Below are 26,292 nucleotides of genomic sequence, written 5' to 3'. Positions count from 1 at the left end.
CGTTCACGGGAACCGCCCCACCCGCCCCACCCGGGCCTGCCGGCCGCTCCCGCCGCGCCGCCCGGCCCCGCCGCCCGCCCCACCCTGCCCGGGAGCACCGGTGCTCCCGGCCCGCCCCGGCCGCCCCCGGTGCGGGCGCGGCCCCGACGGCCGGAACGGTGCACGAACCGTGCTGCGGGAGGCCGGTGCGGGGGCCGGTGCGGGCGCCGACGGGGGAGGCGCAGCGGGAGGTGCCCCCGGGCCGCGGCCCGGGGGCACCTCCGGTCCGCGGGGGCCGTCCGCTACGGGCAGGCGGGAACCGCCGACTGGTTGGTGACGTACGAGGAGTGGACGTAGGCCCAGGTCGGCTGCGCGCCGCCGGAGTAGTTCACGTAGGCGTAGAACCACCGGTTGCTGGAGTAGTTCCCCGTGGCCCAGCCCGCGTCCTTCCAGCAGGACACCCAGGAGGCCTGCCCGTTGGGGTTGCGCCAGCCGTCGGAGGTGACCCAGCCGATGAACGACCAGGACTCCGCGTAGGGCGCGGTGCGCGCCGCGGCCCCGGCCTGGACGGTCATCGTGGCGTAGCCCGCCGCGTCGGCGGCCGGCGCGACCGCGACCGTCAGGCCGGCCAGGGGGACACAGGCTGCCGCGACCGCGGCAGCTCGCTGGAGGAGGGATTTCATTGCCCGGACCCTTCGCTCGGTGTGCGGTTCTGACGGTCCGTCGGATTCGGTGAGCGGCAGGCTCGTCGGGAGGCAGTCCCGGTGAAGGGGCGCCCAGGACCGGATCCGGCGGACCTGCCCACCGTACGAAGGCTGCGGCGACACTACGGCGATGGCCGCCGGCCGCGCCCGGCGGCCCTCATCCCCCCTGCGTGTAGCCGGAGATGACGCCCTCGCCGTAGGGCTCCACGATCACCCGGATCCGTACGGAGCGGTGCGTCCCGTCCACCCGGAACCGCGCGGGGATCGCCCACTCCACGTCCGGGAGCCGGTGCCAGGGGTTGAACAGCGTCCCCGGCTCCCCGCTCAGGTCGTCGTCCCCGCGGGTCCAGCGGGAGGACGGGTCGGAGGCGACCGCCTGCACCGCTTCGAAGATCTGCTCGTCCGTCCAGTCCGCGGGGAAGAGGCTCTTGCCGGAGCCCCGCGCCGCCGCCCTGGCGGAGTGCAGCTCCGCGATGTGGTCCATCCGGAAGGGCGACAGGTAGCTTCCGGCCCGCCGGAGTTCGGGCGTGATCTCGGGACCGTCCGGCTCCTCCACCGGAACGTCCTCCCACCCGCCGAACCTTCCGGGCAGCGGTCCCCGGCCGCCGGCCTCGTGTCCGTAGACGTTCGCGGGACGGTAGGGCTCCTGCTCGGGCACCATCGGTTCGACCCCCGTGTCGTGGTGACGTTCGGTCCTACCGTAAGGCGGCAGCATGGCGGCGACCCCCACCGGACGGCAGCCGGACGACCCGCAGGCGCAGGGCGCCGCCGCAGCCGGCAGCGCCCTGCGCGGACTGCTCACCGGCCGCCCCGCCTACCGGAACCGCTGGCTGGCCCACGTCCGCCGGAAGCGCGGCGACGGGATCAGCTACTCCGCCGTCTCCCAGGTCGTCGCACTCCACGTCTGGGACAGCGGACTCAGGCCGGACACCGACCGGGACCTTCCGCGCCGCCTGCGCGACCGGGTGCGCCAGGCCCTGCTCGGGGAACAGCTGACCCACGAGACCGTCACCTGGCTGACCGACTCCTTCGAATTCTCCGCCGAGGACACCGCGCTCGTCTGGGAGGCCTTCTCCGGTCGCAGCGAACTCGACCTCGACGGCAGCGGCATCACGTCCACCTTGCGGCACCCGCCCGTCCCGCTGGTCCAGCCCCAACGCCACCGCACCACCGCGCTGTTCTCGCGCTACCACCTGGGCGCGGACCGGATGCTGCGCCGGACGGAGCACAGCCACGTGCTGCTCGCGCTGGAGGACGGCGTCGACTCCTACGCGTACAGCCCGCGCGACACCGTCACCGGTGTCGAGTCCGTCGTCGGCGGCACGTTCACCGGCTTCCGGCCGAGCAGCCCGGGTTTCGTGGGGCTGCGGTTCGGTCTGGACCGCCGGCTGCGCCGGGGCCAGCACGCCTCGCTGCACTACACGACCGTCCACCGGCCCACCCCCGGTCCGTGCGTCCAGCTGCGGCGGGCGGCACGCAAGCGGATCGACAACGTGGACCTGCGGATCCTCTTCGACCGCGCCGTGCCCCGCCGGGCCTGGTGGTGCGCGTGGGACGACTACGACGCCGGCGAGCTGGTCCGTGACGTCCCGCTCGACGTGGGCGCCGACGGGGCGATGCACCAGTTCCTGCCCTACCTGGAGGAAGCCGTGGTCGGGTTCCGATGGGAGTGGTGACGTGGGGCCCGTACTCCCGGCGGCCGTCGCGGCCGGCGATGTCTTGACGGACCATCAGTCCCCGTCCCTGCCACCGTGATCGGCGCGGCGCGGCGCGGCGCGGTGGCGGCGCGCCTCCGCCGCTCGTGGTGACCGGCGTGTGTGCGGGCCGGGCCGCCCGGTCAGGGAGTGCCGGTGAGCTCGGAGTCGGCGAGCTGGGCGTCGGTGAGCAGGGTGGCGGCTGCGGCGGTGGCGTGCGCGAGCAGCCCGGGCAGGTCGGCGGTGGCGGCCTCGCCGCGGGCGTGGCGGCGGCCGGTGTGTTCCCAGCCGGCGAGGGCGGCCGCGGCGGCCATGGCGGGGCGGGGGTCGTCCGTGCCGGTGCCGAGTTCGGCGTGCAGTGCGGTGGTCAGCAGGTCCTGGTAGCGGGACACCTGGAGGCGGCCGCGGGCGGCGAGGGCGGGTGATCCGCCGATGATCCGGGCGAGCAGTTGTTCCGTCCCGGCGCCCCGCTCGGTGATCCAGCCGTGGACGACCTGTGCGGCGGTGTCGAGCGCGCGGGTTTCCGCGGTGCGGTCGGCGAGCCGGTCGGCGAGGTCGGTGCAGCGCCGGACGTCCAGGTCGAACAGCACGTCGTCCTTGCCGGGGAAGTGCAGGAAGAACGTGCGGGGTGCGATGCCGACCGCGGAGGCGATGTCCTGCACGGTCGTGTCCTCGAACCCCCGGTCGGCGAACAGCCGGAGTGCGGTGTCGGCGATGAGCCGGTGCCGTTGCTGCCGCTCGCGTTCGCGCAGGGTGGGTCGCTGGTCCATGCGTCCCATCCTAGCCCTCCCGGTGCAGTGACTGCATCGCCTGCGTGTGCTGCAGGACGTGCAGGTGTTGCAGTCGGCCGCGGCGCGGCCTAGCATCCGGGTGCAGCCCTTCGGTGCAGTCGATGCATCGAATGCAGTTGCTGCATCATTTGCTGTGTCCGAATCGTGGGAAGGAGGCGGCCGTGAGCACGAGAGCTCCCGACCGTTCACTGGCCGGGCGGGTCGCCCTGGTGACCGGCGGCACCGGCGGCATCGGCCTGAGCACCGCCGTCGGGCTGGCCCGGCGCGGGGCCGAGGTCGTCGTCACCGGCCGGGATCCGGAGCGCGGGCACGCCGCGGTCCGGCGGATCGCCGAGGCCGCGGGCGTCGCCCCCGGCACCGTCCACCTGCGGATCGCCGACCTCGGCGTGCTCGGCGACGTCCGGCGGCTCGCCGACGGGGTCCTCGCCGACCATCCCCGGCTGCACCTGCTGGTCAACAACGCCGGCGTCAACCACGGCTCCCGCCGGAGCACCCCGGACGGCCTGGAGGCGAACCTCGCCGTCAACGCCGTCGCACCGATCCTGCTGACCCGGCTGCTCCTCGGCCGGCTGGCCGGGAGCGCGGAGCCGGGCCGGGCCTCGCGGGTCGTACTGGTCAACTCCGGTGCGCACAAGATGGTCCGGCGGGCCGCCGACGCGCTCGACGACCCGCAGGCGGAGGCCGGGCCGTACGTCGCGATGACCGTGTACGCCCGCAGCAAGCTGCTCGTCCTGATGGCCGGCCTCGCGCTCGCCCGGGAGCCGGGCACCGGCCCGGTGACGGTCACCGCCGTCGACCCCGGCCCGGCGGACACCGGCATGACCCGTGCCATGGACCGCACCTTCCTGCCGCCCGCGATGCGCGCCGGCTGGGGCCTGTACTACCGGCTCGGCCCGGCCCGGCGCAGTGCCGACACGGCCGCCGCCTCCACGCTGGCCGCGGCGGCGTCGGCCGCGCTGGAAGGCCGGACCGGGATCTACCTGGACGCGAAGGGCCGGCCCGCCCGCACCTCGCCCGCCGCCCGCGACGAGGCGGCCCACGCTGCGGCCCTGGCGCTCCTGGACGACTTCGGGGCCGGTACCCGCGCCGCCCGGTTCTGACCCGCCGACCCGCAGCGGGCCGGCGGGCCTGCGGGCCGGAACCGGCCGGGCGTCCGCGCCGCCACGGGGGGACGGCGGCGCGGACGCCCGGCAGCCGGACGGCCCCGGGCGCCACCGGTCAGCTGGTGACCAGGAACGTCGCGTCCGCGCGGTCCGTGGCGGGGGACGCGGCGGACAGCGGGTCGATGCGCAGCTGGAAGTCGGCGTGACGCAGGTACCGGTCGGGGTAGTTGTGCGAGTAGTACGACACGGCGCCGGAGCCGGCGAGGCCCGCCGTGCGGTGGAAGGTGGCGTCGGCGGCGAACTGCGCGGTGGAGTCGTTCGCGTTCAGCACGACGGCGAACCCGCTGTGCCGCAGGTAGCGTCCGGGGAAGTTGACGGACTCGAAGGAGACGCCCGTGCTGTCGGCCAGGCCGGGGACGATCTTCCACTCCGCGTCGAGGTACGGGTCGAACGGGAACGCGTCGATGCGGCCGGTGAAGTTGCTGTGCCGCACGAAGTCGCCCGGGTAGTTGTAGGACTTCAGCCGGTTCCAGGCGGGGGTGCCCCAGGTCGTCTTCAGCGCGGCCATCTCGGTGGCGGTGATCGGCGTGATCGTGCCGTGTTTGGAGTTGATCGGCTGGGTGTAGGTGCGCTGGTCGGCGGCGGTCCAGGTGCCTCCGTCGATGGAGGAGGTCTGCCAGGCGTAGAAGAGGCCGTTGGGGGTGTAGGTGTCTCCCCAGAGGGTCCAGCCGTTGCCCGTCAGGGACTTCACGAGGATGGGCGCCTCGGTGCCGCCGTGGGCGATCGGACCGGTGTAGGTGGTGGTGTTGAACGAACCGGCCGCGAGGGAGCTGGACTTGGCCCCGTAGAGCTCGTTGCCCTTCTTGTAGTACAGGTAGTTGGTGCCGCTGCTGCCCACCACGACGTCGGCGTCGATGATGCCGAAGCCCGGGTCGAAGTACGTCACCGGTGCGCTGAAGGTGGTGAAGTCGGTGGTGTAGTCGGCCATGATGACGTCGCGGGTGCCGTTGTTGGCGGAGTAGATCAGCGCGTACTGGCCCCGGCCTGCGTCCCAGAACGCCTCCGGCGCCCAGGCGTGCGTGGTGGTCATCGAATGGACCTTCACCCGGCGGTAGTTGGTGAAGCTCCGCAGGTCCGTGGAGTCCCAGACGTGGATGTACTGGTTGGTCTGGGAGAAGTCCGTGCCCGCGAGGTCGGTGGCCATGACGGTGAAGGTGCCGTCCTGCTTGCGCAGGATGAACGGGTCGCGGAGGCCCTTCGTGCCCGCGGTCGGGGTGACGACCGGCGCGTTCTGGTTGAGCGGGGTCCATTCGAGGCCGTCGCTGCTCACGGCGAGGTGGAGCCCGTAGTTGTTGCCGAGCCCCTGGTTCGACTCGGTGAAGTACCCCATGACGTACCCGCTGTACGCCGTCGCGGCGTTGGCCGCGGGCGCGGGGGTGGCCAGAGGGGCCGCGACGAGCGCGGCGACGAGGGCCGGGACGAGCCGGGTGATGCGTGCGGTCGTGGGGCGGCGTCGGTGCACGGGTGGGGTCCTCACTGCTGCGGCCGGTGGGGGCGTGCCGGGTCGGGGCGGGTCGGGGTGGGGACGGGTGGCGTCGAGGGTGCCACCCGTCCCCGCCGCCGCCGTCGGCGACGTCGGAGTGGTGGAGGGCATGCAGGCGCGCCGGGCCGGGTGCGCCCGAAGGCCCGATTTTGCTTGCTGTGCCCGGAAGTTGGGGTGGCAGGTGCAGGCGGTGCCGGTCGGGGTGCGGCGCGCCGGGTCGTATTGTTAGCGCTCACAAAAAGTGTGTCAAGACATCGCGCAGAGGCCGGGTCGACCGGACGGGCCGTGGGGGAGCGGTCGGCGTGTGCGGCAACCGCGCGGCGGAGGTGGGCTGTCGGGAACTCTGTGGAACTGGAGGGCGGACCACGGAAGGAGCCTCCCGGCCTGCGCGGAGACCGTTCCGGCGGTGCGTGCCGGTCTGTGGCGGGCGCCGGACCGCGCCCCCGCAACGGGCCCGGGATGCATGAGACTTGTGGGCAGGCGCTTGACGCGGTCCGGTCGCCGGACCACACTCACCCAGCAACTGGTTGTTAACGCAAACAGCATGCCCTCGCCGACCTGCACCCCCACCCCTCCCCGCGCGGCCGGCCACCGGAGTCCTGCGCCCCGACCTGACCGGGCTGCAGCCCCGGCCTCGCACCCCGGCCCGGTCGCATCCCACCGGCTGCCCCGCCACCCGAGGCCGGTGACCGGCCGCGCCGTCGCGGGCACGGTGCCGGGCGGCCCTCGGGCCCGCCGTACACCCCCACCCCCAGGGAAGACCATGAACGCTCGTACACCGTCCCGCCGCACCCTCCTCCGGGCGATGGCAGTCCTGCCCGCCTCGGCCTTCCTGGCCGCCGAGCTGCCCGTGCTGGCCGGCACCGCCCAGGCCGCCGCCCCGGCGGCGGGCTCCGCCGACCGGTACACCATCGTGGCGTTCACCAACGCCAGTGACGCGACGGTCAACGTCTACCAGTCGGACGACGCCACCGACTTCCGCCTGCTCAAGAGCGCCGCCTACACGCCGCCCGCCGACCGGATCCGCGACGCGAGCGTCTTCAGGCACACCGACGGCGCCTACTACCTCACCTACACCACGCACACCTGGCAGGACGCCAGCACCACCATCGGCTTCGCCCGCAGCACCGACCGGACCACCTGGACACACCTCTACGACCACACCGTGCCGATCGCCGACCTGTCGCGCGCCTGGGCGCCCGAGTGGTTCGTCGACACGGACGGCTCGGTCAACGTCGTCGTCTCCTGCTCGGTCACCAGCGACGAGTGGAACTTCACCCCCTACCTGCTGCGGGCCACCACCTCCGCCCTCACCGCCTGGACGGCGCCGGTGGCGCTCGCGGGCATCGGCCCCAACCACATCGACACCTTCGTCGTGAAGACCGGGTCGACCTACCACGCGTTCACCAAGAACGAGACGACCAAGTACATCGAGTACGCCACCGCGACGTCCCTCGCGGGGCCCTACACCCTCAGGAAGACCGGCGACTGGGCGGGCTGGGGCAGCTACCGCGAAGGCCCGGCCCTGGTGAAGCTCGACAACGGCGGCTGGCGCCTCTTCTTCGACGGCTACGGCGCTGGCCAGTACTACTTCAGCGACAGCTACGACACATTCACCACCTGGTCGGCGCCGCAGGCGCTGCCGGGCATCTCGGGCACGGCCCGCCACTTCACCGTCCTCCAGGAGCGGGTCACCGCGAGCGCCGTGCTCACCGCCGGCACCACCCGGTCGCTGCAGTCGGTGAACTTCCCGACCCGGCACTGGCAGAACCAGTCGGGCCTGCTGAACCTCCCGGTGGTCGGCTCGTCCGGCACGGCCGCGGAGCGGCAGGCGTCGACGTTCTCCGTCGTGGCGGGCCTCGCCGACGGCAACGCCTTCTCCTTCCGGGACTCCGCCGGCAACTACCTGCGCCACTACGGCTTCCGCGCCCGGTTCGACCCGAACGACGGCACGTCCACCTTCGCGGGCGACGCCACCTTCGTCGCCCGCGCCGGCACCACCGGGGGCAGCGTGCGCCTGGAGTCCTACAACTACCCGGGCCGCTACCTGCGCCACAGCAGCTACCAGCTGCGGGTCGACCCGGCCGACGGCAGCGACCTCTTCCGCAGCGACAGCAGCTTCGCGCCCGTCACCGCGCTGGCCTGACCCCGCGGCGGCCCGTCACCACCGGCCGGACCCACACCGGCCGGACCCCGCGCCGGCCGGACCCCTGCGCCGACCCGGCACCCGCCGCCACCGGACCACCGCGGGTCCGGCCTGCCGGCCGGGTTCCGGGGCGGCAGGCCCGGCCCGTACTCCGCCCGCCCGCGGCACCCGGCGCCCCGGGCGGGCGGCGCCCCGCCCGGATCCGTCCCCGGCCGGATCCATCGCCCGAACGGGTGGTGATGCCCCGCAGCGCCGGAGGGGCGACACTTCCTGTGAAGGGGTGGGGCGTTCCGCCCCCGGCAAGCCCCTGGCACGTGAGGGAGTCGAGCCGTGACAACACCTCTCGGAACCGCCCCGGCGGACCCGCAGGACTGGCTGGCAGGACTCGGCAGGTCATGGTGGTGGGCGCTGGGATTCGGCGTGCTGACCATCATCGCCGGCATCGTCATGCTCAGCTGGCCCGAGGAGACCGCCCGGGTGGTCGCGATCATCATCGGCCTGCAGCTGCTCGTCGCCGGCGGGGTCCGCTTCGTGACCGCCTTCACCCAGGACGACTCGGCCGGCGCGCGCGTGCTGCACGTCGTACTGTCCCTGCTGGCCGTTCTCGCCGGTGTGCTCTGTCTCCGCCACCAGCTGCAGACGGTCGGGTTCCTGGCCCTCATCGTCGGCGCCTACTGGCTGCTGGCCGGCATCCTGACACTGTTCGTCGCGCTCGGATCCCGCGGCACGCCCGGCCGCGGCCTCGCCGTCTTCCTCGGCGCACTCGGGATCGTCGCCGGTGTCGTCGTCCTCGCCTACCCGGTCGAGTCCGCGGTGGCCCTGGCCCGGCTGCTCGGGCTGTGGCTGCTCCTGCTCGGCCTCTTCGAGGTGGTGGCGTCCTTCGTCCTCCGCAGTGCCCTGCGGCCGCGCACCTGACCGCCGCCCCGAACGCCGGGCAACCGGCGCGGTGCCCCGTGCTCCGGGCACCACCTCCGGCAGGAAGCCCGCGCAGGTCCGCGGCCGTCGATTGCCGTGGTGCCCGCGGGCTGATGAGATCGCCTCATGAGTCCCGTGAGCCCGACGAACCCGACCGGCCCCGCCGACCCTGCAGGGCCGGGCGGTGCCGCGTCCGGCGGGGCACCCGCCAGGATCCTGCTCCCGTACCCGCCCGACCGGATCGGCGGTCTCGCCGGGCTGCGGGTGGCGGTCTGGGACGGTGCCACGGAGCCGCCGCCCGCGTCGGTGCTCCGCGAGGTCGAGTTCTTCGTCGTCCCCTACACCCGGGCGGCCGCCGCGCTGCCGCTGCTGGAGCGGATGCCCCGGCTGCGGGTGCTGCAGAGCCTGTCGGCGGGCGTCGACGACCTCCGGCCGTTCGTCCCGCCCGGCGTGACGCTCTGCAACGCCCGGGGCGTCCACGACGCCAGCACCGCCGAGCTCGCGGTGACGCTGCTGCTCGCCGCGCTCAGGGGCGTGCCCGGCTTCGTCCGGGCGCAGGACGCCGGTGAGTGGCGGGGCGGCTCGTTCCCCTCGCTCGCCGACCGCACGGTGCTCCTCGTCGGGCACGGTTCGATCGGCGCGGCCGTCGAGGAGCGGCTCGTCCCGTTCGAGTGCGACGTCCTGCGGGTGGCCCGCAGCGCCCGTACGGCCGTCCGGGGGCCGGTGCACGCGTTCGCCGAGCTGCCCGGCCTGCTGCCCCGGGCCGATGTCGTGGTGCTGACGGTACCGCTCACCGCGGAGACCCGGGGCCTCGTGGACGCCCGGTTCCTCGCCGCGATGCGGGACGAGGCCCTGCTGGTCAACGTGGCGCGGGGCGCGGTGGTCGACACCGGGGCGCTGCTCGCCGAACTCGGCCGCGGCCGGCTCTCCGCGGCCCTCGACGTCACGGATCCGGAGCCGCTGCCCGCGGGACATCCGCTCTGGAGCGCCCCGCGCACGCTGATCAGCCCGCACGTGGGCGGCAACAGCTCGGCGTTCCTCCCACGGGCGCTGCGCCTGCTCCGCACCCAGCTGGACCGCTACGCGGCCGGCGAGGCGCTGGACAACGTGGTGGTCGGCCCCGGCGTCTGACCGGCCCGCCCACCGCGCCACCCGCTCCTGCCGCCTGCCGTGCCGGTGCCGTGCTGCGCCGTCCGGGGGACATCGCCGCCCGGTCCGGGTGGGCCGGGCGAGCCGCCGCCCCGGCGTCGGCGGTTCCCGGCGAAGGTGGTTCCCCGGTACCGGCCCTCGGTGTGCGAGGGACGGGCGGCGACAGGAGACAGCGGTGACCGCAGGGGCGGGCTCGACGGGTGTCGGCGCGGACGTGCCGACCGGTGAACCGGAGCCCGGGGATGGACGCCCGTGACCGCCGACGAGGTGTTCGCCGGTGTGGGGATCATCGTCGTCCTGGCGGTCGGGTGCCAGCTGCTGGCGAGCCGTCTGCGCGTGCCGGCCCTGCTCCTCCTCCTGCCCGGGGGCTTCACCGCGGGCGCGCTCACCGACGACGTCGACCCGCAGCGGCTCCTCGGCGAGGCCTTCTCCCCGCTGGTCTCGCTGGCCGTGGCCGTGATCCTCTACGACGCCGGGCTCGGCCTCGACCTGAAGCGGCTCACCGGGCACAACCGGCGCGTCGTCATCAGGCTGATCTGGCTCGGCACCGTGCTGACGTGGGCGTCGGCGGCGCTGTTCGCCGTGCCCGTGCTCGACATGTCGAAGCGTGCGGCCGTCATGCTGGGAGCGATCCTGGTGGTGTCGGGGCCCACGGTGGTGGGGCCGCTGCTCAACTTCGTCCGCCCGTCCGAGCGGCTGCAGCGCATCCTGGTGTGGGAGGGATCGCTCATCGACCCGGTCGGCGGGATCCTCGGGGCGCTGGTCTTCCACGCGGTGACCGGTTCCGGCCAGGGAGGTCTGGTGCGGCAGGCCGGGGCGTTCTGGATCAGCGCCGGCGTGGGGCTGACCGGGGGAGCGGTGGGCGCGTGGGTGCTGTGGGAACTGCTCCGGCGGCTGCAGCTCGGGGAGGTGCTCGGCACGACGGTGCAGTTCGCCGCGGTGGTCGGGGTGGCGGCCGCGTGCGACGCCTTCCGTGACGACACGGGCCTGATCGCCGCCGTGGTGATGGGAATGGCGATGGCCAACCTCCCGGGGGTGGACATCCCGTCCCGCAGGCCGTTCTTCGAGACGCTGGTCTCGCTGATCATCGGTCTGCTGTTCGTCTCGATCTCGGCCACCGTCACCCCGGCCTCGCTGCGGCACGTGGTGCTGCCCACGCTCGCCCTGGTGGCCGTGCTCGTGCTCGTGACCAGGCCGCTGGTGGCGCACCTGGCGTCGCTCCGCACGGACGTCCCGCGCGGCGAGCGGTGGTTCATCGGGTGGATGGCGCCGCGCGGCATCGTCGCCGCCGCCACCGCGTCGACGTTCTCCGTCACCCTGGTCGACCAGGGCATCGCCGGCGCCGACCGGATCCTGCCGGCGACGTTCGTGGTGATCGTGGCCACCGTCACGCTGTACGGTCTCACCGCCTTCCCGGCCGCCCGGCGGCTCGGGGTGCTCCGGCCGGCGCGGTCGCGGCCGCTGCTGGTGGGCGGTGACCCGTGGGTCGTCGACCTCGGCCGCGCGCTGCGTTCGGCCGGGCTGGACGTGCTGATGTGGGCGGGTGCCGACGAGCAGCGCACGCAGATCGAGCAGGCCGGGCTGGAGCTGGCGCCCGGCGAGCTCCTCGCGGCCGCATCCGGCGCCGGTGCCGAGCTGGAGGGCATCACCGGTGTCCTGCTGCTCACCCAGGAGGACGACTTCAACGCGCTCGCCGCGATGACGCTGCGGGAGAGCGTGGAGGGGCCCGTCCACCGCCTGGGCCCGCCCGCCGACAGCAAGGGCGTGGTGGCGCCCTTCACCGGGGGCGACGCGCTGTTCGACGCGGGGCTGACCCGCCCCGAGCTGGTGCGCCGGTACGCGTCCGGGGCGCGGATCGTCACCCACCGGGTCGAGGGCGCGCTGCCGGCCCGGCACGAACTGCTGTTCCTCGTCCGCCGGGACGGCAGCCTCGTCCCGGTCACCGTGGCCCGGGTGCCGACCCCGCAGACCGGGGACACCGTGGTGCTGCTGAGCCCCGGCCCGGACGCGGCACCCGGGCCCGCGCCCGCGCCCGGGGCGTCCGCGTGAGGGGTACCGGGCCCGGTGCCCCGCCCTGCCCGTCCGCTGCGCCCTGCCCGTCCGTCGTGCCCCGGGTCTCCGTCCGGCCCGGACGGATGCCCGGGCCCGCCCGTCCCGCAGGGGGCCGCGCATGGACATGATCCATGTCCGTGCGGTGAGCCCGCCGGACCTCACCGACCGGGTGGTGGGCCTCCTCGCTGGCGATCCCTGCGTGCTCAACCTGATCGTGTCGCCCGGCGCCGCCCGCAACCCGGACGGCGACGCGATCGCCTGCGACGTCCTGACCGGCGCGGCGAACGAGGTGCTGAAGTCGCTGCGCGCCGTGCACCTGGACCGCCGCGGCTCCATCGTCATCGAGCCGGTGGACATCGCGTTCTCCGGGCGGGCCGCCGAGATCGGCTCGCGCCGCCTCGGGCCGCTCACCCGCGCGCCGGTCTGGGAGCAGGTCGAGGCGAGGATCCGCGCCGAGGGCACGTACGCGCCGAGCTTCTTCCTCTACCTCGTCATCGCCGGGCTGATCGGATCGGTCGGCATCGTCACCAACTCCCAGATCCTCATCGTCGCGGCCATGGTCGTCGGCCCCGAGTACGGGGCGATCGTCAGCATCGCGCTGGGCATCGACCGCGGTGACCGTCCGCGGGTCCGGCGGGGATTCCTCGCGCTGGGCACCGGCTTCGCCCTGGCGATCACGGCCACGTTCGCCTTCAGCGTGCTGATCCGGGCCTTCGGCCTGCAGTCGCGGGCGTTCGACATCGGCCTGCGGCCCGTCTCCGACCTGATCAACACGCCGAACTTCTTCTCCGTGGCGGTGGCGACCCTGGCCGGGATCGTCGGCATCGTGTCGCTCACCGAGGCCCGCACGAGCGCCCTGCTCGGCGTGTTCATCTCGGTCACGACGATCCCGGCCGCCGCGGACATCGGCGTCTCGGTCGCCTTCACCAGCTGGCCGGAGGCCCGGGGTTCGCTGATCCAGCTGCTGCTCAACATCGTGGTGCTGATCGTGGTCGGCACCGGGACGCTCCGCTGCCAGCGGGCCGTCTGGCGGCGGGTCGGGGCCCGGCGCGACCGCGAGGACCGGGCGAAACTCAGCCGCTGACCGGAGCTGCTCCGCCCGGCCCGGCCGACGGCCCCTGCGCGCCCTCCTCCGGCCCGGTGTCGAGGAACTCCCGGACGGCGAATGCGACCACCACGATCACGGTGATCCACACCACCACCGCGGCTGTCGGGTAGCTCCAGGTGAACAGCACGACCGCCGCCACCGCGAGGATCAGGGCGCCGAACCACCGCTTGTAGCGGTGGACGAACCGGCCGGCCGCGCCGAGCCGGAGCCCGAACGAGTAGGCGACGTCCCGCAGGGCGGAGATCGCCCGGCGGCACGCCGTACGGACCGCGACCGCCACCCGCGACGGGCCGATCAGGAAGGCCCCGAGGGCGGTGATCACGGCCAGCGCGCCGACCGCGCGGACACTCGCCCGCATGAACCGGATCATGGTGTCGTACACGGCCCCGGCCGCGGCCTGGTTCGCGCCCGGCGGCAGGTGGTCGAGGTAGAACGCCCGGAACACCGTGAGGACGATCCCGACGAGCAGCATGGCGACGGCCACGCCCACGGCGGCGCCGACGAGCGCCCGGCGCCGGTTGACGGCCAGGAAGACGCCCGCCGCGGCGACCAGCACCGTGATGATCGGCAGCCAGGTGCCGAGGATCTCCAGCAGGCGGAAGTACGACTTGACCTTGCCGATGTCCTTCGAGGCGAACACGACGAACTGGGTGTGCACCTCGGGGATCTTGGCCGCGACCCCGAACCCGGAACTCACCAGCTGGTCCTTCACCCGCGCCACCAGGGGGCCGATGTCGATGGCGACCTGGTTGTTCTCCAGCGAGACGACGCCCCCGCCCTCGCCGGTCAGCGCCTTGTCGAGGGCGCTGTGCCCGGCGCGGTTCGCGTCGATCCAGATCGTCTCGAAGGCGCTGCTGGAGACGACCTTGTGGACGGTGGAGTTCACCAGCTCGGTCAGGCCGCTGGTGATCGGCCCGCTCAGACCGTTGATCAGGGTGGAGGCCTCCGCCGGCACCCCCTGCTGGGCCGCGGCGTCGGACAACTGCTTGACCAGCGCCTTGACGTCGATCTGCTCCAGCACCGCGGAGGTGACGCGTGCGCTGACCGCGTTCTGCACGTCCGGGTCCGAGGCGAGCGGGGCGACCGTGGCGACGTACCGGTCGGTGTCGCCGACGAAGCTGCTCGTCCACACGGCGATGACCGACAGCAGCGCGAGGAGGGAGGCCACGACGATCAGGACGGTCGAGCCGGTGGTCCGCCAGAAGTGGTGGCGCCGGTGGTGCGGGGCCGATTTCTCCAGCAGGGCGATCCGCCGCTTCAGTTCCTCGACGTCCTCCGGCCCGTTGGCCCGGGCCGCCGTCGGAGGCCCTGTCGGAACCGTTGTCGTGGCCGGCGTCGGAGGCACCGCTGCAGGAGGAGTAGGAGGGGTCGGGCCGGGAGCCGGGGTGGGGACCGGGACCGGGACCGGGGCCGGGGCCGGGGCCGGGGTCGATCCGCCGGGCGGGGTCTTCGCGGGACCGCTCGGCGGCGACCCGGAAGGCGGGGCGCCGTCGGGCGCCGGCCTCCCCGCGGGGGGTGTGCCGTCCGGCTCGGCCGGTTCCGCCCCTGACTCGTTCGAGGCCATCGCGCTCTCCCTGGGTCGATGGCCGTCCGCCGCCACGACGGGCGGCGGACGGCTGATTCGCCCTCCCAGGAGATACTCCGGCGCGTCCGCCCACCACCGGGGTGGTGTGTCCGGGTGGTGCTGCCGCCGCAGGCGGACCCGGCCGCCGGTGCCGTCCGTGTCGGCGATGCCGGAACCGGCGCCGTCCGTGATGATGGTCCTGCGAGCACCCCGGCCGTCCCGGCCACGGCCCTCCCACGGTGGGCCGGTGCAGCGTCACCGACGGGCCCCGGCGGGTGCCCTGGAGGCCGCGGCCACCGCCGTGCGGCAGTCTGGAGGACCCCGATGGCAGAGAAAACCGGTGCGGCGATCCGTGCGGTGCCCGGCGAGACCCCGGAACAGCGGACCGCGCGCGGCAGGGCGGCCCGCCGCGCCGTACCCCGTTCGGCTCACGCCGAGTACCGGCCCCCGGCCGACCGGCCGGACCCGCTGGACATCCTCGAAGCCCAGTCCGCCACCCGGGTGCCCGAGCTGGTGCCGATCCGCTACGGGCGGATGACGGAGTCACCGTTCCGCTTCTACCGCGGCGCGGCGGCGATCATGGCCTCCGACCTCGCAGGCACCCCCGACTCCGGCATCCGCGCCCAACTCTGCGGCGACGCCCACCTGTTGAACTTCCGCCTGCTCGCGTCACCCGAACGGAACCTGCTGTTCGACATCAACGACTTCGACGAGACGCTGCCCGGCCCCTGGGAGTGGGACGTCAAGCGGCTCGCGACCAGCCTCGTCATCGCCGGCCGCGCCAACGACTTCGACGACGACGAACGCGCCGACATCGTGCAGGCCGCCGTACGGGCGTACCGCGAGGCCATGACCCGCTTCGCCGGGATGCGCAACCTCGACGTCTGGTACGCCCGGATCGACGCGGAACGGCTGCAGGACCTGGCCGCCGAACGCATCGCCAAGCGGGGCCGGAAGACGCTGGCGAAGGCGATGACCAAGGCCCGGACCCGCGACAGCCTGCAGGCCTTCGAGAAGCTCACCGAGACGGTCGGCGGGCAGCTGCGGATCGCGGCGGACCCGCCGCTGCTCACGCCGATCGGCGACCTCCTCCCCGACGTCGAACGCAGCGCGCTGGAGGGCGAGCTGAAGAAGCTCGTCACGCGCTACGGCCGCACGCTGGCGTCCGACCGGCGCACCCTCCTGGGGGACTACCGCCTGATCGACGTGGCCCGCAAGGTCGTCGGCGTCGGCAGCGTCGGCACCCGCTGCTGGATCTTCCTCATGCTGGGCCGCGACGGCGGCGATCCGCTCCTGCTGCAGGCCAAGGAGGCGAGCCCCTCGGTGCTCGCCCCCCACGTCGGCGCCAGCGTGTACAAGAACCAGGGCGAGCGCGTCGTCTCCGGCCAGCGGCTGATGCAGGCCGCCAGCGACATCTTCCTCGGCTGGGAGCACGTCGACGGGATCGACGGCCGGCGCCGAGACTTCTACGTCCGGCAGCTGCGCGACTGGAAGGGCATCGCCCAGCCCGAACTGATGGTGCCGCAGGGCATGCGGGCGTTCGGCGAGGCCTGCGGCGCCACGCTCGCCCGGGCGCACGCGCGCTCCGGCGACCGGATCGCCATCGCCGCGTACCTCGGCCGCGGCGACGCCTTCGACCGGGCGCTCGCCTTCTTCGCGGAGAGCTACGCCGACCAGAACGAGCGCGACCACCAGGCGCTGGTCGACGCCGTCCGCGAGGGCCGCCTGCCCGCCGTGGCCGATCCGGCCGCCGCCTCCTGAGCGGCCTGCCGGGCCGCCCTGACGCCGGGCGCCCGACTGCGGGGCCGTCCTGCTGCCGGGAGCGACCGGCGATGCGAGACGCCGCGCGTGACACCACGGGCCGAGGGCCCACCGGCGCCCGTACGGCGCCCCGGATCGAGTGCTGAGGAGGCGGTGCGCATGCCGGACGGACCCGGCGGGCAGCCCGGGACGGCTGCCAAGGACCCGTACGCGCTCGTCCGTACCCGCGGCTACATCGTCGTGCTCGTGGTTGCGGCGGTGCTCGGCGTGCCGGTGTCGGCGTTGGCGTTCGGGTTCCTCGCCCTCGTCTCCGAGCTCCAGTCACTCGTCTACACGGACCTGCCGAAAGCCCTCGGCTTCGACGGGACCCCGTCGTGGTGGGCGGTTCCGCTGCTGGCCCTCGCAGGTCTGCTGGTCGCCCTGACCATCCGCCACCTGCCCGGCACCGCCGGGCACAAGCCCGCGGAAGGGCTGGTGGCCTCCGGACAGACCCGCGCGGTCGACATCCCCGGCATCGCCCTCGCGGCACTGACCACCCTCGGCCTCGGCGCCGTGCTCGGCCCCGAGGCGCCGCTCATCGCGCTCGGCAGCGGACTGGCCATCGGCGCCGTACGCCTGGCCAAGCGCGACTTCCCGACGGAGGGCGCCGAGGTGGTGGGCGTCGCCGGGAGCTTCGCCGCCATCAGCACCCTGCTCGGCTCGCCGCTGATCGGCGCCTTCCTCCTCATGGAGGCGTCCGGGCTCGGCGGGGCGATGCTCGGGATGGTCCTGGTGCCAGGCCTGCTCGCAGCCGGTATCGGTGCACTCATCTTCACCGGCCTCGGCTCGTGGACAGGCCTGGGCACGTACTCGCTGGGCCTCGGCGACGTGCCCCACGCTGGCCGGCCCGACCTTGCGGGGTTCGGCTGGGCCCTCGTGATCGGCATCGCCGCGGCCGTCGTCGGCACGGCCGTCCACCGGTTCGCCCTCGTCCTGCAGGCCCGGGTCGAGCGGCGGCGCGTGGTGGGCACCGTGCTGGCCGGCGCAGTCGTCGGCGTGATCGCCCTCGTGTACGCGGAGGGAACCGGCAAGGACATCTCCGAAGTGCTGTACTCCGGGCAGGACCAGCTCGCACCCCTGGTCGCGGCCAGCGCCGGCTACTCGGTGGCCACCCTCGTCGTGCTCGCCGCCTGCAAGGCCCTCGCGTACGCCGTCACGATGAGCGGATTCCGGGGCGGCCCGATCTTCCCGGCGCTGTTCGTCGGTGCGGCCGGCGGCCTCGCCCTCTCCCACCTGCCCGGACTGGGCACCACGGCCGGGCTGGCGATGGGCATCGGCTCGATGTGCGTGGCCATGCTGAAGCTCCCGCTGACCTCGGTGCTGCTCGCCACCCTCCTCATGGGGTCGGACGGGCTCACCGTCGTGCCGCTCGTCATCGTCGCCGTGGTGGTGTCGTACGTGCTCGTGCTGCGCCTCACCCCGAAGCCAGCCGTGCCCCGCACCGAACAACCGGCGTAAGGCCGCAGCACGAATCGGATGCCGACCGGCTCGGATGCCGACCGGCTCTGGCACCGAGGGAATCGGACGCCGGACAGCTCGGATCCCGATTGGCTCGGACGTCGAGAGAACTGGACGCCGGACAGCTCGGGTGCCGACCGGCTCGGGCACCGAGCGGATCGGACATCGAGAGGCTCGGATGCCGAGCCGCTCGGTGCCGGGGGCGTGCGGGATCAGAGGGGCTGGAGCCGGGTGCGCAGGAGACAGAATTCGTTGCCTTCCGGGTCGGCCAGGACGTACCAGCTCTCGGTGCCGCTCTGGCCGACGTCGGCGTGCCTGGCGCCGAGGGCGAGCAGCCGCTCCAACTCGGCGTCCTGGTCGCGGTCGGTGGCGTTGACGTCGATGTGCAGCCGGAGCTTCCCGGCCCGCGGGTCGCTGCTGGGGCTGAGGATCAGGGTGGGCTGCGGGCCGCCGAAGCCGGTGCCGGGCGGCCCGATCTCGATGCTTCCGTCGTCCTCCCGGCCGAGTTCGACGTAGCCGAGGACCTGGCTCCAGAAGGCGGCGAGCCGGTCGGGGTCGGCGGCGTCGATGACCAGCTCACTGATGCGGCATGCCATGCCCGTCAGTGTACGTCGACCTCGGGAAAAGCCATCGGGGTGCCACGGCACGGTACTTGACGACGATCGCCTCTGCCGTCCCGCGGCCGCGGCCGGCCCGCCCCCTACCGCCCGCCCCTCCCGGCCGGAGCACCTGGCTCGCCACCGGGTCGACATGTCGACGGAGCCGACCGTCCGGCGCCCGGAGCAGGGTTGTCCCCGCGGGCCGGGCTAGCCTGGCCGGATGGCGATCCACGGCTTCGCGACCACCGAGTTCCAGCTGGTGCTGCTGCGGCGGATGGCCGACTTCCGGCCCGAGCTGGTCGAGCAGGCGGTCGACCGGCTCGGATCCTCCCGCGCCGCGATGCGGGAGGCGAACAAGCGGTGGCAGGCGATGCTCCGCTCGCCCCGCTTCCCGCACGGCGCGCGCCGCTTCGCCGCGGTGCTCGGCCCGCCGCCCACCATCCTGCCGCGCCGCATCGGCGACCTCTCCTGCACCGTGCAGCAGTGGCCGCTGCCGCTCTGGCCGGACCTGCGCTTCGAGATCCTGCTCGGCCCGCACGGCGGCAGCCCGCCCGGCGACGGCCCGGCCGGCGGCCCCGTCTGGAACGAGTGGCTGGTGCGCGCCGAGGATGCGCCGCGCCCCGCCGCCGCCACGGTCGCCGACCTCGCCCCGTGGAGCTGCGTCGTCGGCGACGTCGCCGTGGCGTTCCCGCCCGCCGTGCTCCGGGAGGGCAGTGCGCCGACCCGACGGCAGCTCGACTTCACCGCGCCCGACGCGGCCGGCGCACTGCGGCCCTGGACGGCCGACTTCACCTGGGGTCTGCTCCAGGAGATCCGCCCCGGCGGGTCTTCCGACTGACCCGCCGGCCGCACCCGCAGGAGCGCTGGCCGCACCCCCACTCCGCCCGCTTGGCATGTACCGGCGGGCGGAGCGGTGCGTCCGCTGACGGTGCGTCGGCGACCTGTGCGTGACGTCCCGCAACGGCACTGTGAAATCCGCATGGTGAACGCCCTGCCCGCATTGCGGGCTCTCTCCGGCGCCGCCTACCTTCGCTCCCGGGGCTACGGGAGATCGTTCCCGAAGCACCCAGCGCAGGCCGGGCGGTGCCCGGCCACCGTATGCACCGTGCACCGCCGTCCGGCGGTCGCACGGCCGTGTGCGGACGCGCCGGACCGACCCGGGGGCGTGTACGCGCGCCGCCCGGCGGCCCCGACGCCGTCCGCACCCGGCCGACCCGCGCCGCCGCCGACCCGTCCACGAAGGGACCGCCTCATGAGCCGGAACGACCGGAACCGCGTCGGACGCCGGGGATTCCTCGCCGGAGCCGCGGCCGTCGCCGCCGCGGGCGCCGCACCCGCCCTCGGTGCCCTGGCCGCCGCCACGCCTGCCGCCGCCGCACCCGCCGCAGGCCGCCCCAACATCCTGGTCATCCTCACCGACGACCAGCCCAAGCAGACCGAGTGGGCCACCCCGAAGACCGTCGGCTGGCTCGCCGACCACGGCGTACGCTTCTCCGGCGGTCACGTCGCGACCCCCCTCTGCGCCCCGTCCCGCTCCTCGATCTTCTCCGGCCGCCAGGCCCACAACCACGGCGTGCTCGACAACTCCTCGCCCTACAACCTCGACCAGAACACCACCGTGCAGCGCTACCTCAAGCAGGCCGGCTACCGCACCGGCCTCTTCGGCAAGTACCTCAACGCCTGGCACGCCGCCGACAACCCGCCGCACTTCGAGGAGTGGCTGCTGGAGAGCCCCGTCGTCTACAACGACGGCACCTGGAACGACAACGGCACGCTGCGCACCATCCCCGGCTACAGCACCACGGTCATCAAGAACCGCACCCTCGCCTTCCTCGACAAGGCCGCCACCGACACCCGCCCGTGGTTCGCCTTCGTCGCCCCCAAGGCCTCGCACGAGCCCAACACGCCCGAGGCGAAGTACGCCGACACGGCCGTGCCCGCCTGGAACGGCCGCCCCGGCGTCACCGAGCCCGACCGCAGCGACAAGCCCGACTTCATCCAGAACGCCACCGGCACCCTCGCCGACGCCCAGGCGCTGCGCCGCCGCCAGCTCCGCACCCTGCTCTCCGTCGACGACGCGGTGCAGGCGATCCACGACAAGCTCGCCGCCCTCGGCCAGCTGGACAACACCCTGGTGTTCTACCTCGGCGACAACGGCTACACCTGGGCCGACCACGGCTGGCTGAAGAAGTCGGTGCCCTACCGGCCGTCCATCGAGGTGCCGTTCTACGTCTCCTGGCCCGCCGGAGGCCTCGGCGCCGGCACCGTCGACGACCGGATCGTGGCCAACATCGACATCGCCCCGACCATCCTCGACGCGGCCGGCATCACGCCGGACACCCCGCACGACGGCCACTCCCTGCTCACCGGGTACCGGCGCGACCACCTGCTGATCGAGTGGTGGAAGCACGGCACGGCCGCGGGCGGCCCGCACACGTGGTCCTCGTACGTGAGCGACACCAAGCAGTACACCGAGTACTACAAGATCCACACCGACGCCGCCGGGAAGCCCGTCGGCACCGGCGAGGTGCTCTTCCGGGAGTACTACGACCTCGTCGGCGACCCGCACCAGCTGACCAACCTGCTGTACCAGGCCACGCCGCAGACCGAGCAGCAGCTCGGCATCCCCGCGCTGGCGGCCGCACTGGCCGCCGACCGGTCGGCCTGACCCGCCCGGGCCCTGCTGCCCGGACCGAAACGCCCCGGCCCCACCCGGGGTTCGCCGCAGGCCGTCCGGAGCACCCCACGCTCCGGGCGGCCCGGCCGCGCTCCCTCCCGCGGCCGCTAGGCTCGACCACGCCCGCCCGACGACCCCCTGGAAGCCCCGATGCGCGCCTGCTGCACCCCCGGAAACCCGCCGTCCGACGAGGACCCGGCGGGCCCCGTCCTGCTCGCGCTCGCCGCACCCGCGGCCCGGACCCCCGCGGACGCACATCCCGTGGACGCACATCCCGTGGACGCGCATCCCGTGGACGCGAACCCTGCCCCGTCCGACCGGCCCTCGCCGGCGGCGCTGCGGGCCGCCCGCGGTCTGGTCGACCTGCCCGGCGGGCGCTTCCTGATGGGCACCGACGACCCGGTCGGCTTCCCCGCGGACGGTGAGGGGCCGGTCCGTCCGGTGGAGATCGGGGCCTTCCGGATCGCCCCGGCGGCGGTCACCAACGCCGAGTTCGCGTCGTTCGTCAAGGACACCGGGTACGCCACCGATGCCGAGCGGTTCGGATTCTCGTTCGTCTTCGCCGGGTTCCTGCCCGACGTGCTGCGGGCCGCGTCCCGTACGGTCGCCGGCACCCCCTGGTGGCATGCGGTGGAGGGTGCCGACTGGCGGCACCCCGAAGGCCCCGGCTCCGGGTTCGCCGCCCGGCAGAACCACCCGGTGGTGCACGTCTCCTGGAACGACGCCCGGGCCTACTGCGCGTGGTCCGGCACCCGGCTCCCGACGGAGGCCGAGTGGGAGTACGCCGCCCGCGGCGGCCTGGAGCAGCGCCGCTACCCGTGGGGCGACGAACTCGCGCCGGGCGGACGGGAGATGCTCAACATCTGGCAGGGCGTCTTCCCGACGTCGAACACCGGGCGGCACCGCGGCACGGCACCCGTCCGCTCCTACCGGCCCAACGGCTTCGGCCTCTACAACACGGTCGGCAACGTGTGGGAGTGGTGCGCCGACCGCTTCAGCGCCGACTTCCACCGCACGGGCCCGCGCGTGGACCCGGTCGGGCCGCCGACCGGCACCGCCCACGTGATGCGCGGCGGCTCGCACATGTGCCACGACTCGTACTGCAACCGCTACCGGGTGGCGGCCCGCAGCTCCAACACGCCGGACAGCTCCACCGGGAACACCGGCTTCCGCGTCGCCGCGGCCCCGCCCGTGCAGGTGTGAACGGACGGGGAGTGTCCGGGGGTGAGGGCTGTCGGCCCGGTCGCCGAGTGAGCGCTCTCCCGGATTCCCGCCCTCCCCGTGGCCGTGTGTGCTCCTGACCGCGAGTCGGCTTCGGGCCGGTCGGCGGCGTCGCGAGGTGACGTAGCGGCAGGTCCAGGCCGTTTTTGGTGCCGTGCGGGGTCGTCGGTGATGCCGTGGTGGGCGATGCCGGTGCGGTGCGATGTCTTGACAGGTCCCCGGAGGTCCCAGGAGACTTCGGGAGAGCGCTCTCTGAGATGCCCCGCCCACTGCCCGCCCACCCCACCGCGGCGCACTGGCGGCCTCTCGCCGCGCGCCGGCACCACCCCCACCCGCACGTACGGGCACCCGCACGTACGAGCACGCCGTTCCTTCAGTCGAACCCCCACCGTTCAGCCGACCCCCCCACCGCTCCGCCGAACCCCCACCAGCAGCGCCGGGGCCCCACCACGGGCACCGGCCCCGCACCCACCCCCCGCGCGGCGACCCCAACGGTCCGCCGCCCCTCCGGGGCCGCCTCCCCACCCGGGGCGGCCCCGGACCGGTGCCCGGCGGCGGTCAACCCCCCACCCGGCCGCGTGCCGTGCAGGCCCGCGGCCTCTCTTGTCGTCAGGAGTCCCCGTGCGCCGTCCGAAACCGCGATCCGCCCTGGCCGGGTCCGTCGCCGCGCTGCTGGTGGCCGGGGCGCTCGCCGCCCTGGGCGCCCCCGCGCAGGCCGCCGACCAGCCCTGGACCAACGCGGCCCAGACCCCCGAGCAGCGCGCCGACGAACTGCTCGCCGCGATGACCCAGGCCGAGAAGCTCACCATGCTGCACGGCGGCCCGTCCTGCGGCTACGCGGGCTGCGTCCCCGCCAACACCAGGCTGGGCATTCCCGCGCTGCACTTCCAGGACGGCCCGGTCGGTGCGGGCGACGGCCTGACCGGCGTGACCCAGATGGCCGCGCCCGTGGCCGGGGCGGCGAGCTGGGATCCGGAGCTGATGCGGCAGTACGGGCAGGTGCTCGGCGCCGAGCAGTGGGGCAAGGGCACCAACGTCGTGCTCGCCCCGACCGTCAACATCGTCCGCGACCCGCGCTGGGGCCGGGCCTTCGAGTCGTTCGGTGAAGATCCCTACCTCGCCGGCCAGTTGGCGGCGGCGGACATCACGGGCATCCAGAGCCAGGGCCCGATGGCCCAGGTGAAGCACTTCGCGGTCTACAACCAGGAGACCAACCGCAACTCGATCGCCGACAACGCGGTCGTCTCCGACCGGGCCCAGCACGAGGTCTACCTCCCGGCGTTCGAGACCGCCGTGCGGCAGGGCGGCGCGGACTCCGCGATGTGCTCGTACTCCGCCGTCAACGGTGCCTTCGCCTGCGAGAACGGGCCGCTCCAGAACGGCATCCTCAAGGGCGAGTTCGGCTTCAAGGGCTTCATCACCGCGGACTGGGGCGCCACCCACTCCACCGTGGCCTCCGCCAACAACGGCCTCGACGTGGAGATGCCGGGCAGCGACTACTACGGCACCGCGCTGACGAACGCCGTCGCCGCCGGGCAGGTCACGCAGGCGACGGTCGACGACCACACCCGGCGGGTGCTCGTGTCGATGTTCCGCCGCGGCCTCTTCGACCGTACCCAGACCGGCAACCGGGACGCCGTCGTCACCTCCGCCGCCAACGCGGCCGTCTCCCGGAAGGTCGCGCAGGACGGCAGCGTCCTGCTGAAGAACAGTGCGTCCGTGCTGCCGGTGGCTCCGTCGGTCCGCTCGATCGCGGTGATCGGTGACAGCGCGGGTGCCGGGGCCATGACCCAGGGCGGCGGCAGCGCGGCGGTCAACGCCCCGTACGTCGTGACGCCCTACCAGGGCATCAAGGACCGGGCGGGGTCGTCCGCCACCGTCACGTTCGCGCAGGGGGTGCCGTCGGCCGACGGCTCGCTGCCGCCCGTGCCGACATCCGTCCTGAAGCCGTCCTCGGGCACCGGCACCGGCCTGTACGGCGAGTACCACAACAGCACCGACCTCTCCGGCGCCGTGGTGGCGAGCCGGGTCGACTCCGCCGTCGACACCGTCTGGGGCGGCCGTTCGCCCGCGCCCGGCGTCAACACGACCAACTGGTCGGTGAAGTGGACGGGCACGCTGACCCCGCCCACCAGTGGCAGCTACCAGTTCTCGCTGAACAGCGACGACGGTTCCCGGCTGATCGTCAACGGCCAGCAGGTCATCAACAACTGGTACAACCAGGGCCCGACGACCCGCACCGGCAGCGTCACGCTGACCGCCGGGCAGCCGGTGAGCATCGAGGTCGACTACTACCAGGCGGGCGGCGGCAGCAGCGCCGCCCTCGGCTGGCAGGTGCCGGGCCAGACGCCGCACGACCAGGCCGTGGCCACCGCCCGCACCTCCGACGTCGCCGTGGTCTTCGTGAGCGACTTCCAGTCCGAGGGCTCCGACCTGCGCGACATCGACCTCTCCGCCGCGCAGAACCAGCTCGTCGCCGACGTCGCCGCGGTCAACCCGCGGACGGTGGTGGTCGTCAACAGCGGCTCCGCGGTCACCATGCCGTGGGCCGACGCGGTGCAGGGCATCGTGGAGAACTGGTACCCGGGCCAGGAGGACGGCACGGCGATCGCCTCCCTGCTCTACGGCGACACCAACTTCTCCGGCAAGCTGCCGGTGACCTTCCCGAAGTCGCTCGCCGACGTGCCCGCCGCGACGGCCGCCCAGTGGCCGGGCCAGAACGGCAGCGTGCAGTACACGGAGGGCATCGACGTCGGCTACCGCTGGTACGACGCGAAGAACAAGGCGCCGCTCTTCCCGTTCGGCTACGGCCTCTCCTACACCACCTTCGGCTACTCCGGCCTGACCGTCTCCGCGCCGGACGCCTCCGGCAGCGTCGCGGTGGGCTTCGACGTCACCAACACCGGCACCCGTGCGGGCTCCGAGGTCGCCCAGGTGTACGTGGGCCAGCCGGCCGCGAGCGGTGAGCCGCCGAAGAACCTGCGCGGCTTCCAGAAGATCGCCCTGGACCCGGGGCAGACCAGGCACGTGAGCCTCACCCTGGACGCCCGCAGCTTCCAGTACTGGTCCGGCTCGTGGACGACCGCGGCCGGCACGCACACGGTCTCCGTCGGCTCCTCCTCGCGGGACATCCGGCTGACCGGCCAGACCACCGTGACCACCGGCGGCGGCACCGGCGGCGGGCTCACCCTGCTGCCGCGGACGGGGTGGTCGGCGTCGGCGTCCTCGACCGGGGGCGGTGACGTGGCGGCGAACATGCTGGACGGTGTCGCGGGGACGCGCTGGTCGTCGGGTGCGCCGATGGTGTCGGGGCAGAGCATCACGGTGGACACGGGCGCGGTGCGGTCGTTGGCGCGGATCTCGATGGATTCGGGTGGCAGTGCGAACGACTACGCGCGGGGTTATCAGGTGTTCCTGTCGTCGGACGGGGTGTCGTGGGGGTCGGCGGTGGCGTCCGGCAGTGGTTCGGGGGCGCTGGTGACGGTCGACTTCCCGGCGCAGAGCGCCCGGTACGTGAAGGTGGTGCAGACCGGCACGGCGACCTCGTGGTGGTCGGTCACCGAGTTCAACGCGTACACCACCGGCGGCGGCACCGGCGGTTCGCCGACCGTCCTGCCGCGGACGGGGTGGTCGGCGTCGGCGTCCTCGACCGGGGGCGGTGACGTGGCGGCGAACATGCTGGACGGTGTCGCGGGGACGCGCTGGTCGTCGGGTGCGCCGATGGTGTCGGGTCAGAGCATCACGGTGGACACGGGCGCGGTGCGGTCGTTGGCGCGGATCTCGATGGAC

General features: G+C 74.0%; 19 protein-coding genes. 13 read left to right on the top strand and 6 right to left on the bottom strand.

Annotated elements, in window-relative coordinates; genetic code table 11:
• Nucleotides 1–281 precede the first annotated feature (281 nt).
• The gene (locus SNE206_RS37715; protein WP_407918106.1) at nucleotides 282–662 is read right to left on the bottom strand and encodes a hypothetical protein; all 381 of its coding nucleotides are present in this window, start codon (nucleotides 660–662) and stop codon (nucleotides 282–284) included.
• A 178-nt stretch (nucleotides 663–840) separates the two neighbouring features.
• Nucleotides 841–1,239: an EndoU domain-containing protein gene (locus SNE206_RS37710; RefSeq protein WP_407918105.1), complete on the bottom strand. Its 399-nt coding sequence runs from the start codon at nucleotides 1,237–1,239 to the stop codon at nucleotides 841–843.
• 157 nt (nucleotides 1,240–1,396) lie between these two features.
• Between SNE206_RS37710 and SNE206_RS37705 the strand changes: the two genes are divergently transcribed.
• Nucleotides 1,397–2,359 carry a hypothetical protein gene (locus SNE206_RS37705; RefSeq protein ID WP_407918104.1) on the top strand — a complete coding sequence of 321 codons (963 nt, stop codon included), beginning with the start codon at nucleotides 1,397–1,399 and terminating at the stop codon, nucleotides 2,357–2,359.
• A 161-nt stretch (nucleotides 2,360–2,520) separates the two neighbouring features.
• Here SNE206_RS37705 and SNE206_RS37700 read toward each other — a convergent pair whose 3' ends face one another.
• Nucleotides 2,521–3,147: a TetR/AcrR family transcriptional regulator gene (locus SNE206_RS37700; RefSeq protein WP_407918103.1), complete on the bottom strand. Its 627-nt coding sequence runs from the start codon at nucleotides 3,145–3,147 to the stop codon at nucleotides 2,521–2,523.
• Nucleotides 3,148–3,329: 182 nt separating this feature from the next.
• On the opposite strand from SNE206_RS37700, the gene SNE206_RS37695 reads away from it, so the two are divergent.
• Complete coding sequence (locus tag SNE206_RS37695) at nucleotides 3,330–4,268, top strand: SDR family NAD(P)-dependent oxidoreductase (RefSeq protein WP_407918102.1); 939 nt, start codon at nucleotides 3,330–3,332, stop codon at nucleotides 4,266–4,268.
• 118 nt (nucleotides 4,269–4,386) lie between these two features.
• Here SNE206_RS37695 and SNE206_RS37690 read toward each other — a convergent pair whose 3' ends face one another.
• Complete coding sequence (locus tag SNE206_RS37690) at nucleotides 4,387–5,793, bottom strand: AbfB domain-containing protein (RefSeq protein WP_407918101.1); 1,407 nt, start codon at nucleotides 5,791–5,793, stop codon at nucleotides 4,387–4,389.
• Between the two features lie 784 nt (nucleotides 5,794–6,577).
• Between SNE206_RS37690 and SNE206_RS37685 the strand changes: the two genes are divergently transcribed.
• The 5 genes from SNE206_RS37685 to SNE206_RS37665 all read left to right on the top strand — a co-directional run bounded on the left by SNE206_RS37685 (nucleotide 6,578) and on the right by SNE206_RS37665 (nucleotide 13,160).
• Nucleotides 6,578–7,960, top strand: a complete 1,383-nt coding sequence (locus SNE206_RS37685; RefSeq protein ID WP_407918100.1) for a glycoside hydrolase family 43 protein — start codon at nucleotides 6,578–6,580, stop codon at nucleotides 7,958–7,960.
• A gap of 330 nt (nucleotides 7,961–8,290) precedes the next feature.
• Nucleotides 8,291–8,875, top strand: a complete 585-nt coding sequence (locus tag SNE206_RS37680) for an HdeD family acid-resistance protein (RefSeq protein ID WP_407918099.1) — start codon at nucleotides 8,291–8,293, stop codon at nucleotides 8,873–8,875.
• Nucleotides 8,876–9,001: 126 nt separating this feature from the next.
• A complete protein-coding gene (locus SNE206_RS37675; RefSeq protein WP_407918098.1) occupies nucleotides 9,002–10,006 on the top strand; it encodes a 2-hydroxyacid dehydrogenase in 1,005 nt (334 codons plus the stop codon).
• 270 nt (nucleotides 10,007–10,276) lie between these two features.
• A complete protein-coding gene (locus SNE206_RS37670; protein ID WP_407918097.1) occupies nucleotides 10,277–12,073 on the top strand; it encodes a cation:proton antiporter in 1,797 nt (598 codons plus the stop codon).
• 121 nt (nucleotides 12,074–12,194) lie between these two features.
• Nucleotides 12,195–13,160 carry a DUF389 domain-containing protein gene (locus SNE206_RS37665; RefSeq protein ID WP_407918096.1) on the top strand — a complete coding sequence of 322 codons (966 nt, stop codon included), beginning with the start codon at nucleotides 12,195–12,197 and terminating at the stop codon, nucleotides 13,158–13,160.
• On the opposite strand, the gene SNE206_RS37660 is transcribed toward SNE206_RS37665, so the two are convergent.
• The gene (locus SNE206_RS37660) at nucleotides 13,150–14,433 is read right to left on the bottom strand and encodes a hypothetical protein (RefSeq protein WP_407918107.1); all 1,284 of its coding nucleotides are present in this window, start codon (nucleotides 14,431–14,433) and stop codon (nucleotides 13,150–13,152) included. The genes SNE206_RS37665 and SNE206_RS37660 overlap by 11 nt on opposite strands.
• Nucleotides 14,434–15,072: 639 nt before the next feature.
• On the opposite strand from SNE206_RS37660, the gene SNE206_RS37655 reads away from it, so the two are divergent.
• Complete coding sequence (locus SNE206_RS37655; protein WP_407918095.1) at nucleotides 15,073–16,509, top strand: DUF2252 domain-containing protein; 1,437 nt, start codon at nucleotides 15,073–15,075, stop codon at nucleotides 16,507–16,509.
• Nucleotides 16,510–16,668: 159 nt separating this feature from the next.
• Complete coding sequence (locus SNE206_RS37650; RefSeq protein WP_407918094.1) at nucleotides 16,669–18,006, top strand: chloride channel protein; 1,338 nt, start codon at nucleotides 16,669–16,671, stop codon at nucleotides 18,004–18,006.
• 212 nt (nucleotides 18,007–18,218) lie between these two features.
• Here the strand turns inward: SNE206_RS37650 and SNE206_RS37645 are convergent, their stop codons facing one another.
• A complete protein-coding gene (locus SNE206_RS37645; protein ID WP_407918093.1) occupies nucleotides 18,219–18,602 on the bottom strand; it encodes a VOC family protein in 384 nt (127 codons plus the stop codon).
• 223 nt (nucleotides 18,603–18,825) lie between these two features.
• On the opposite strand from SNE206_RS37645, the gene SNE206_RS37640 reads away from it, so the two are divergent.
• The 4 genes from SNE206_RS37640 to SNE206_RS37625 all read left to right on the top strand — a co-directional run.
• Complete coding sequence (locus SNE206_RS37640) at nucleotides 18,826–19,443, top strand: hypothetical protein (protein WP_407918092.1); 618 nt, start codon at nucleotides 18,826–18,828, stop codon at nucleotides 19,441–19,443.
• Between the two features lie 414 nt (nucleotides 19,444–19,857).
• Entirely contained in the window at nucleotides 19,858–21,273 is a 1,416-nt protein-coding gene (locus tag SNE206_RS37635; protein WP_407918091.1) for a sulfatase, read from the top strand.
• A 159-nt stretch (nucleotides 21,274–21,432) separates the two neighbouring features.
• Nucleotides 21,433–22,485, top strand: a complete 1,053-nt coding sequence (locus SNE206_RS37630) for a formylglycine-generating enzyme family protein (RefSeq protein WP_407918090.1) — start codon at nucleotides 21,433–21,435, stop codon at nucleotides 22,483–22,485.
• Between the two features lie 639 nt (nucleotides 22,486–23,124).
• The coding region (locus tag SNE206_RS37625) for a glycoside hydrolase family 3 C-terminal domain-containing protein (protein WP_407918089.1) at nucleotides 23,125–26,292 on the top strand (3,168 nt) is incomplete at its 3' end.

It is taken from the genome of Kitasatospora sp. NE20-6 (genome assembly GCF_045862635.1).
Note: the sequence above shows the minus strand (reverse complement) of the source record. Positions and strands in the feature narration are given on the sequence as shown.